This is a genomic window from Acidimicrobiales bacterium (assembly GCA_036273495.1).
Lineage (GTDB): Bacteria > Actinomycetota > Acidimicrobiia > Acidimicrobiales > JAJPHE01 > DASSEU01.
This window is the reverse complement of record DASUHN010000411.1, coordinates 1-3,606: the sequence shown is the minus strand read 5'-3', so window position 1 is coordinate 3,606 and position 3,606 is coordinate 1. Positions and strand designations below refer to the sequence as shown.

Here is a 3,606-nt window from a genome sequence, read left to right as displayed (position 1 = left end):
CCAGTACTGATGTCGGTGGACGGCGGACGGGGTCCGGTGCGGTCCGTGGTCGCCGCGCTCTTCACGGGGCTCGTCCTGGCGGCGTGCAGCAGTGGTAGCCCGGCGGCTCGGCGGACCTCGTCGGTACCGGCAGCGGGCGCGAGCACGGGCACCCCGTCTTCCGGGTCCAGCTCGACGGCAGGCGGATCAGCGGGAGGCGCAGGCCCGGGCCAGAACCTCCCCGTGACCTCCGCCGTGCGGGCCCAGCTGCTGGCGGCGGGAGCGGCCCTGCACGGTCTACCGAGCTCGGACTACACCGGCCTGGTCCCCGGGACGACGTACTACGCCCGGGACGTGGGCACAGGTGACTATTGGGCAGGTGCCGGCCTGGTGCCCGCGCCCCACTCCTACGACGCCGGGGTGAGGAACCAGGACGAGGGCGCGTACATGATCCTCACCCGGTCGGCCGGCGGGGCCTGGCACGGCTGGGAGACGGGGCGGACCGGAGGGCCACCGGGGCCGTGCCCGGTCGTCGTCCCGACCGCGGTCCTGGCGGCGTGGGGGTGGCCGCCGCGGACGTGCTACCCGCCGAGCGCTGCCGCCTCTTCGACCTCGGAGTCGTCGGGGCCGGCACAGCCGTGCGCCAGCTCGCAGATCACTGCCCGGTTGACGGGCACGCCGAGCGGCCAGGACCAGTACAAGCTCGTGCTCGAGCTCACCAACCGCGCCACGACGGCGTGCACCACGACCGGCTTCCCCGGGTTCGAGTTGGTGGGGCCGAGGTCCAACGGCTCGACCACGTATGACCCCACACGCCAGGCGGTGTCCTACCAGGCCGTGACCCTGCCGGCCGGGGGGGCGGCTCATGCCAACTTCTACGCCCTGCCCGGGCCGGACTCGTGCGACGCCGGACGGGCCTGGGTGCCCACGAGCGTGACCGTGACCCTGCCCGACACCACCACGTCCTTCTCGGTGGCGTGGCCCGGCGGTTCGGTGGACAACTGCCAGGGTGGCGCCACCCACCCGGGAACGTATGTCGGCCCCGTCGAAGCGGGGGCATAGGAGGGGCCCATGTACGCCACCGAGCACGCCCGGACCCACCCGGACCAGCCCGCGTTCATCATGGGCTCGATCGGTGAGACGGTCACCTACGCCGAGTACGAGGCCAGGGCCAACCGGCTGGCTCATCTCTACCGCGCCCAGGGGCTCGAGCGGGGGGACCACATCGCCGTCTTCATGGAGAACAATCCGCGGTTCCTCGAGACGGAGGCGGCTGCCGACCGGACGGGCCTGTACTTCACCCTGGTCAACTCCTACCTGTCGGCCGAGGAGCTCGCCTACATCCTCGACGACTGCAAGGCGCGGATCCTCATCACCTCGACGGCCAAGCGTGACATCGCCCTCGAAGCCGCCAAGCAGTCGCCGGGGATCGAGCGGTTCCTGATGGTCGGTGCGCCCGACGACGGAGACGGGCCCTTCGAGAGCTACGAGCGGGCGGTGGCCGGGTTCCCGGCCGAGCCCGTCCCCGACGAGAAGCAGGGCGCGGCCATGCTCTACTCGTCGGGTACCACCGGTCGGCCCAAGGGGATCTGGAGACCTCTACCCGACGCCAAGCCCGGCTCCGTCAGCAGCGCGCTGGGCGCGGCATGGAGGTTGCGGGAGGGCCTCATCTATCTGTCCCCGGCGCCGCTCTACCACTCGGCCCCCACCGGAGGAGTGAGCCTCACGATCCGGCTGAACGGCACGGTCGTGATCATGGAGCGCTTCGAACCCGAGCAGTTCCTCCAACTCGTCGAGCGATACCGGGTCACCCACACCCAGATGGTCCCGACCATGTTCTCCCGTCTGCTGAAGCTGCCCGAGGCCATCCGTCGGCGCTACGACGTCTCGTCGCTGGAGTGCGTCATCCACGCCGCCGCCCCCTGCCCGATCCCGGTCAAGGAGGAGATGATCGAGTGGGTCGGCCCGATCCTCCTCGAGTACTACGCCGCCACCGAGGGCATGGGCATGACGTTGTGCGACTCGAACGAGTGGTTGACCCACAAGGGGACGGTCGGCCGCCCGGTGGCCGGCGAGCTCGTGATCCTCGGGGAGGACGGTCAGGAGGTCTCACCGGGTGGGGAGGGGACCGTCTGGTTCAGAGGCGACGCCAACTTCGAGTACTTCAACGACCCGACCAAGACGGCCGAGTCCCGGGACCGCACCAGGGGCCTCAGCACAGTGGGAGATGTCGGCCGGGTCGACCCGGACGGTTACCTGTACCTGACCGACCGCAAGACACACATGATCATCTCGGGAGGGGTGAACATCTATCCGCAGGAGACGGAGAACCTCCTCGTAACCCACCCCAAGGTTCTGGACGCCGCCGTCATCGGCGTTCCCAACGAAGACCTCGGGGAGGAGGTCAAAGCCGTCGTGCAGGCTGCGCCCGGCGTGGAGCCCGGGCCCGAGCTCGAGCGGGAGCTCACCGCCTTCTGCCGGGAGCACCTCGCCCACTTCAAGTGTCCCCGCAGCGTCGACTTCGTGGACGAGCTGCCCCGGCTGCCTACCGGCAAGCTCTACAAGCGGCTGCTCCGGGACCGCTACTGGGGCGACCACACGAGCCGGATCGTCTGAGGCGGGTCGCGGCCACCCCCCTATTACTACGGCGCCAGCCGGAAGGGTGGGTAGGAGTCTGTGAGCAGGTAGACGTAGGCCTGGACGCGCGTGCCCCAGCGTACGGTTCCCACCAGATACTCCCGGAGCCCGGCGGGCCAGCGACCGAGGATCAGCACCGCAAAGAACCCGATAATCAGAGAGACGTAGGCGCCGATCCCCAGGAACAACAGCACGATGAAGTGGGGGATGGCCAGAAACCACTTGACGAAGATCAGCAGGCGGCTCATCCGTTCGGGATACTCGATCGAGAAATGGGCCGGATCCGTCCCGGGATCGGATGTCGCAGCGGCGAAGTCGAACGGAGGGTAGGGTGCCCGCATCCAGAGGTAGTACGACGCGACGCGCCACTGATAACGGTGGATCATGGCCATGAAATCGAACATGCCGCGGGGGATCCGCGCCGTGAACAGGATGGCGAACCACGACAGAAACGTCAGGATGCCGGCGGCGATCCCCAGGAAATAGAGGACGAGTACCTGGGGCAGGGCCAGCAGCCAGTGGATCAGGGGCCGCCAACGAGCGACCTCCAGTGGAGCCTCCAGGTCGAGTTGAACCGGGTAAGCAGACGCTATCTGTGCCACTGGCACCCCCTGTCGGTAGCTGTGCTCCACGCGAGAACATACCCGCCACCAGAACGAGATTGGGTCAACCCGCCATGACCCCCGCGGCGAGCGCCGGTATGGCCGTACGGTATTGCCGGTCTGCCACGGGCGCACCAGGGTCAGGTTGACGGGGGTCAGCATCGATGAGCGACACGGGAACCATGTCGTACGACCACGGGACCAGCCCGGTCCCGCTGCTGGGTGAGACCATCGGGGCCAACACCCGGCGCACGGTCGAGCGGGTTCCGGACCGGGAGGCTCTGGTCGTGGTCCACCAGGGCTTCCGGGCCACCTATCGGGAGCTGTGGGAGCTGACCTCACGCTGCGCCCGGGGTCTGCTGGCCCGGGGGGTGCGGCGCGGCGACCG

4 protein-coding genes are annotated in these 3,606 nt (G+C 69.1%); 3 read left to right on the top strand and 1 reads right to left on the bottom strand.

The features are described from left to right. The first annotated feature begins 222 nt into the window (after positions 1 to 222). The gene (locus tag VFW24_17880; protein HEX5268639.1) at positions 223 to 1,041 is read left to right on the top strand and encodes a DUF4232 domain-containing protein; all 819 of its coding nucleotides are present in this window, start codon (positions 223 to 225) and stop codon (positions 1,039 to 1,041) included. A gap of 9 nt (positions 1,042 to 1,050) precedes the next feature. Then, on the top strand, positions 1,051 to 2,595 hold the full coding sequence (locus VFW24_17875; GenBank protein HEX5268638.1) for an AMP-binding protein: 1,545 nt from the start codon (positions 1,051 to 1,053) through the stop codon (positions 2,593 to 2,595). 26 nt (positions 2,596 to 2,621) lie between these two features. Here the strand turns inward: VFW24_17875 and VFW24_17870 are convergent, their stop codons facing one another. Beyond that, on the bottom strand, positions 2,622 to 3,248 hold the full coding sequence (locus VFW24_17870) for a DUF4389 domain-containing protein (protein HEX5268637.1): 627 nt from the start codon (positions 3,246 to 3,248) through the stop codon (positions 2,622 to 2,624). 134 nt (positions 3,249 to 3,382) lie between these two features. Between VFW24_17870 and VFW24_17865 the strand changes: the two genes are divergently transcribed. Beyond that, on the top strand, positions 3,383 to 3,606 hold a 224-nt coding region (locus VFW24_17865; protein ID HEX5268636.1), incomplete at its 3' end, for an AMP-binding protein.